The following is a 5,218-nucleotide window of genomic DNA, read 5'->3' as shown; positions in this document are numbered from 1 at the left end:
CTTCAATCCCCTGAACACAACAAAAATTTCCGATTTTCAAACATTCTCGTATAAATCACTAAAATCCCGATCGTTTTCAATCCGATCCCCCTATCTTGCTACCTATGCGATTATCGGATCGGATAGCTGTATAGTAGAACCCATGTTTCCCAAGGGGAAAGGATCGGCAGGAGAGGTCAGGATGCCGTAAAGAGGGTGCCGCCTTCGTGACGTCCTTCGATCAAAAAAGCGTAGGCGTCGCTAAGATCGAAGCCGCTGGCGAGATACATCTTTTTGTGGTGTTTGAGCAGAAACGACGCCGCTTTGAGTTTCGTGACGATACCGCCGGTGGCGAAGGAGCCGTTGGGGGTGCATTCGGCTTCGAGATCCTCTTTAGGTATTTCATGGACCACTTTCAAAGGTTTGGCGTCGTCGTATTTGTGAGGGTCTTTGTCGTAGTAGCAGTCGATATCGGAGAGGATGACGAGCAGGTCGGCGTCGAAATAGTGGGCGACATGGGCCGAGAGCTGGTCGTTGTCGCCGAAAACCAGCTCTTCGGTGGCCGTTACGTCGTTTTCGTTGATGATCGGCACGACATTCTGCGACAGAAGTGTCTCTACGGCGCATTTGGCGTGGTAGGTACGTTTGCGGGAGTCGAAATCGTCGGCAGTGAGCAGGATCTGCGCCACCAGGACACCGAAACGCCCGAACTTCTTCTGGTACATCGACATGAGTCGGGGCTGGCCGATGGATGCCAGGGCCTGACGGTTGGATAGCTTCTTTTTGTCGAGGCGGCAGAGAGTATAGCCCGCCGCCACGGCGCCGGAGCTGACCAGGATCACTTCCGTCCCCTTCTCCTTCACCTTCGCGATCAGCTCCACGAGAGCCGCCATCCGCTCCCTGGCTACACGGTTTTGCTCGGTAAGCACCGCACTGCCGACTTTGATGACGATCCGTCTCACTGCCGCTTCTCCATGACGTCCGCCAGAGCGAAAATCAAGGGCCTGATATTGATCTTGGCGACGGCGGAGATGGGCATGACGAAGTGGGGATTGCTCTTCTCCTCGCTGCCGTAACTGATGTAGTTCTCATCCACACCGTATTTTTTCAGGACATCATTGGGCGCAAGGCCGATCGCTTTGAGCAGCTCCCACATCTTTTCGTTGACCTGTTCGGCATCGATGGCGTCGATTCTGGTCAGAGCGATGGCGTAGGGCCGGGAGGCGAGCTCTTTGCTGTAGCGCTCAAGCTCCGCCTGCAGTGCCTCGAACTGCTCCGTCACCTCCCGATAGTTGGCCACGTCGATCATATAGAGCAGGGTTTTGGTGCGCTCTATGTGCTTGAGAAACTCGATCCCCAGCCCCCGTCCGTCGCTTGCCCCCTCGATGATGCCGGGAATGTCCGCCATGACGAAAGATCGGTATTCGTCGATCGCCACGACACCCAGTTTCGGCGTCAACGTCGTAAATTCGTAGTTGGCCACTTCGGGGTGGGCGTTGGAGACGGTGGAGATGAGGGTCGATTTGCCCACGTTGGGAAATCCCACGAGTCCCACGTCGGCGATCAGCTTGAGCTCCAGCCGCACCTCCTTCTCTTCACCAGGCTCTCCGGGCTGGGCATAGGTGGGACGCTGGTTGGTCGACGATTTGAAGTGGACGTTTCCCAGTCCCCCTTTGCCGCCTTTGAGAAACTTCACCTTCTGGCCGTCTTCGGTCAGATCCAGCAGCAGTTCGCCCGTCTCCCTGTCGATCACCTGGGTTCCGGGCGGCACCTTCACATAGAGAGACTCGCCCGTTTTTCCGGCGCATTTGCGGGGCATACCGGGCCGGCCGTTCTTGGCTTTGAGATGGGTCTTGCCCTTGAAATGCGAAAGGGTGTCGGTGTTTTTGTCCACGACGAACCACACATCGCCCCCACGTCCGCCGTCACCGCCGTCGGGACCGCCCTTTGCGACGAACTTTTCACGACGGAACGAGGAGCATCCCTGGCCGCCTTTGCCGGAACTGAGTTTCAGTTCTACACTGTCTACGAACATACTGTTATTGCCTTGTGTGTGATGAAATTTTTGGTTTTAAAATATCAGATTTAAAGGAAAATGTCAAAAAAGAGGGGAAATAGGCGGCCGAAGCCGCCTGCGGGTTATGCGGGGTAGACGGAAACTTTCTTGCGATGTTTGTCTTTGCGCTCGTACTTGACGACACCGTCGATCAGTGCGTAGAGCGTATGGTCTTTGCCCATGCCGACGTTGTTGCCGGGATGGATTTTCGTACCGCGCTGGCGGTAGATGATGTTTCCTGCTACGACCGCCTGGCCGCCGATCTTCTTGACACCGAGTCTGCGTCCCGCTGAATCGCGGTTATTCTGGGTTGAACCCTGACCTTTCTTGTGAGCCATCGTATCTCCTTAAAACTTATGCGATTTTCGTGATGCGTACGCGAGTGAAATCTCGGCGGAAGCCACGCTTGAGCTTGCTGTCTTTACGACGTCGTTTCTTGTAGATAAGAATCTTTCTTTCACGACCTTCGTTGATCACTTCCGCTTCGACAACAGCGCCGTCGACGAACGGTGTACCGACCTTCAGGTCTCCGTCGTTCTCGACAGCCAATACTTCTTTGATCTCGATTTTGGCTTTCGGCTCAAGGCCCATGTGGTCGAGGCAGAGGATATCGCCTTCGCTGACCTTGTACTGCTTGCCGCCATGCTTGATAATTGCTGTCATGCCGTTTCCTTTTGTTTGTCCAACGATTTTAGTGGCGAATTATACTCAACTTTAATTTAAGTATAGTTTAATGCGTGCCGTTATACCTGATGACTTTTACGCCTCGACCAGAGCGACACACTCGATCTCGACCAGAGCGTCTTTGGGCAGAGTCCTGACCGCCACGGTGCTTCTCGCCGGCTTGTGCCCGCCAAACCACTTTTCGTAGACGGCGTTCACTTTCGCGAAATCCTCCATATCGGCCAGGAAAATCGTCGTTTTGATGACGCTCTGCAGGCTGCTGCCCGCCGCTTCGAGTACCGCCTTGAGATTGCGCATCACCTGGGCCGTCTGAAGCTCCACGTCGTTTTCGACCATCTCCCCCTCCGGCGTCAGGGCGATCTGCCCGGAGGTGTAGACGATGTTTCCGACTCTCATCGCCTGGGAATAGGGTCCGATCGCCTGCGGCGCTTTGTCGGTCTGTATTCGCTCTATCATCAGATCCTCGCTTTTTTGAGTGCCATTATAACATCTATGAGATTCGCATTACCATAGGCCAAAGCACCGCGAAATAGAGAAGAAAAAAGAGTGAGCTCGCAAATACCAGCGCCGCGACATCTTTCGGACGACAATCAAAGAGTGCGGCGAAGTTGACGTTGGCCACGGCCAGGGGTGTCATCAGCTCCAGCAGCAGCACCGCCTGCACCATCGGCTCGAGGGAGGAGAACCTCATCAGGAGCCATCCCGCCAGCGGCAGCAGCAGAAACTTCACGGAACCGACCCCTTTGAGAAGTCTCATATCCAGGTGTTCCAGGCGGACCTGGGCCAGATAGATGCCAAAAAGCAGCAGCTGCATCACGATGGAGGCGTAGGCCCCCAGCCTCAGGTTGGCCTCGATCGATTCGGGAAGCCGTATGCCCGCTGCGTTGACGGCCAGCGCCGCCACGGCACTCCAGAGGATCGGCATCTTCACCACGTTCATCACCGACTGTTTCGGCGTGAAACTTCCCGAAGAGTAGATGTAGACACCCAGGATATTGACGAAAAAGACATTGGCCAGGTTGATCATCGTCGTATAGGGCACGCTCGCCTCGCCGAAGATGGCGATCCCCAGCGGAATACCCAGATTGCCGGTATTGCCCACCAGTGATGCGACAAGAAAGACGGCCCTTCGCTTCCTGTCCGCAAAAAAGGCCTTCGCCAAAGGCAGAAGCAGCATGAAAAGCGCCAGCACGATTCCCGTGTACCAGAACGAGACCACGAAAACGTCCGCGGCGATCGGCCGCGTCGTCAGCCCCCAGAAGGTCAGAAAGGGCTGGAGAATGTAGACCGACACCAGGATCAAAGAGCGGTCGTGCAGCTCCTCTTTGAATTTCCATTTCGAAAAGGCCCCCAGCGCGACGAAAAAGTAGATACCGAGAATCGAAACCAGCAGATCAATCATAGATGAAAGTATAGTATAATCACCCCAAAAAGATTGAGGAGAGAGTATGGATATCGAAGCGATCAAGAAAGAGCTGCGGGCTTACGAAGACCGTAGGGACGAGTTCTACCGCTATCTGGACGAGCACATTCCCCACGACGGAAGCACAGGCCTCTACGATTTTCGGAACAAGGTGATGCTCGATGCCGAAAAAGTCTACGAGCTTTTTCACAAACTCGACTATCAGGCGCGCAAAATCCGTGGCATCGTCATCAACGAAATCGTGCAGAAGAGCGACGATTGACCCTTCTTTTTCTCCTCGTCGCCGCGGCTGCGGGTGTCGTCGTACTCCTTTACGAAAAAAGGCTGAAGGAAGAGAACACCGGCAAACTCCAGAACTACATCACCACGGTCGTCCGTGACGACTCGCTTTTGGAGCGGGAAAAACTGACGCGGATCATCGATCTGTTCGACGAGAACCACTACAAAATCGAAGAGATGAAAGGGAGTCAGCTTCTGGTAAGCCGGCGTGAATTCAGCGTCGGTGCGGCACTGATGTGGCTCTCCGCGGCAGGCATCGGCCTGATCGTCTATCTCGTCTACTACTTTCTGAAAAAGCCCGAAACCCTGCGGGTGCATCTGGATACAGGAGTCATCGATGCCAACTGAGACAAACGGACTCTGTCCCTGCGGATCCCAAAAAGAGTACCGCGACTGCTGCGGCAGGTTTCTCGAAAAAAAAGCCCTGCCGCCCACCGCCGAGGCGCTGATGCGCTCCCGCTACACCGCCTACGTCAAAGGCGATCTCGACTACCTCGTCGAAACCGATTTTCACGAAGTGGACAGGGAGGCGACGAAAGCGTGGATGCAGAGCGCGACCTTTTACAGACTCGAAATCCTCAAAGTCTACAGAGGCAAAGCCCTGGACAAAAAAGGGCGCATCGAATTCAAAGCCTGGTACAGGGACGAAGAGGGAGAAGAGCGCATCCACCACGAACTCTCCGATTTCGAAAAGTACAAAGGCCGATGGTACTACAGCGGCGGACTCGCGGCGACGTGAAGGGCGGGAAGCGGAAATCGGGAAGGGGGGAGTTAGAATCCCCGTAAAGCCGACGAGG

The 5,218-nt window shown here is 54.9% G+C and carries 9 protein-coding genes; 3 read left to right on the top strand and 6 right to left on the bottom strand.

The window, feature by feature from the left end; genetic code table 11:
- Nucleotides 1-176: 176 nt before the first annotated feature.
- From proB to Q1K23_RS04055, 6 genes are all read right to left on the bottom strand, one after another.
- Nucleotides 177-941, bottom strand: coding sequence for a glutamate 5-kinase (proB, locus tag Q1K23_RS04080; protein ID WP_300362675.1), 765 nt, complete (start codon nt 939-941; stop codon nt 177-179).
- On the bottom strand, nt 938-2,014 hold the full coding sequence (obgE, locus tag Q1K23_RS04075; RefSeq protein WP_300362674.1) for a GTPase ObgE: 1,077 nt from the start codon (nt 2,012-2,014) through the stop codon (nt 938-940). Before obgE ends, proB begins: the two co-directional genes overlap by 4 nt.
- 104 nt (nt 2,015-2,118) lie before the next feature.
- Nucleotides 2,119-2,373: a 50S ribosomal protein L27 gene (rpmA, locus tag Q1K23_RS04070; RefSeq protein WP_300362673.1), complete on the bottom strand. Its 255-nt coding sequence runs from the start codon at nt 2,371-2,373 to the stop codon at nt 2,119-2,121.
- Between the two features lie 16 nt (nt 2,374-2,389).
- Complete coding sequence (gene rplU, locus Q1K23_RS04065; RefSeq protein ID WP_300362671.1) at nt 2,390-2,698, bottom strand: 50S ribosomal protein L21; 309 nt, start codon at nt 2,696-2,698, stop codon at nt 2,390-2,392.
- 96 nt (nt 2,699-2,794) lie between these two features.
- A complete protein-coding gene (locus Q1K23_RS04060; protein ID WP_300362676.1) occupies nt 2,795-3,172 on the bottom strand; it encodes a RidA family protein in 378 nt (125 codons plus the stop codon).
- A gap of 37 nt (nt 3,173-3,209) precedes the next feature.
- Nucleotides 3,210-4,121, bottom strand: a complete 912-nt coding sequence (locus Q1K23_RS04055) for an AEC family transporter (RefSeq protein ID WP_300362669.1) — start codon at nt 4,119-4,121, stop codon at nt 3,210-3,212.
- A 46-nt stretch (nt 4,122-4,167) separates the two neighbouring features.
- On the opposite strand from Q1K23_RS04055, the gene Q1K23_RS04050 reads away from it, so the two are divergent.
- The 3 genes from Q1K23_RS04050 to Q1K23_RS04040 are packed head-to-tail and all read left to right on the top strand — an operon-like array spanning nt 4,168 to nt 5,160.
- Nucleotides 4,168-4,404 carry a hypothetical protein gene (locus Q1K23_RS04050; protein ID WP_300362667.1) on the top strand — a complete coding sequence of 79 codons (237 nt, stop codon included), beginning with the start codon at nt 4,168-4,170 and terminating at the stop codon, nt 4,402-4,404.
- The gene (locus Q1K23_RS04045; RefSeq protein WP_300362666.1) at nt 4,401-4,769 is read left to right on the top strand and encodes a hypothetical protein; all 369 of its coding nucleotides are present in this window, start codon (nt 4,401-4,403) and stop codon (nt 4,767-4,769) included. The genes Q1K23_RS04050 and Q1K23_RS04045 overlap by 4 nt, the downstream gene beginning before the upstream one ends.
- On the top strand, nt 4,759-5,160 hold the full coding sequence (locus Q1K23_RS04040; RefSeq protein WP_300362665.1) for a YchJ family metal-binding protein: 402 nt from the start codon (nt 4,759-4,761) through the stop codon (nt 5,158-5,160). The genes Q1K23_RS04045 and Q1K23_RS04040 overlap by 11 nt, the downstream gene beginning before the upstream one ends.
- Nucleotides 5,161-5,218 lie beyond the last annotated feature (58 nt).

This window comes from Hydrogenimonas sp. (genome assembly GCF_029933015.1).
In the GTDB taxonomy this organism is placed as follows: domain Bacteria; phylum Campylobacterota; class Campylobacteria; order Campylobacterales; family Hydrogenimonadaceae; genus Hydrogenimonas.
The sequence above is the reverse complement of the archived record's forward strand: the minus strand, read 5'-3'. Positions and strand labels throughout refer to the sequence as shown.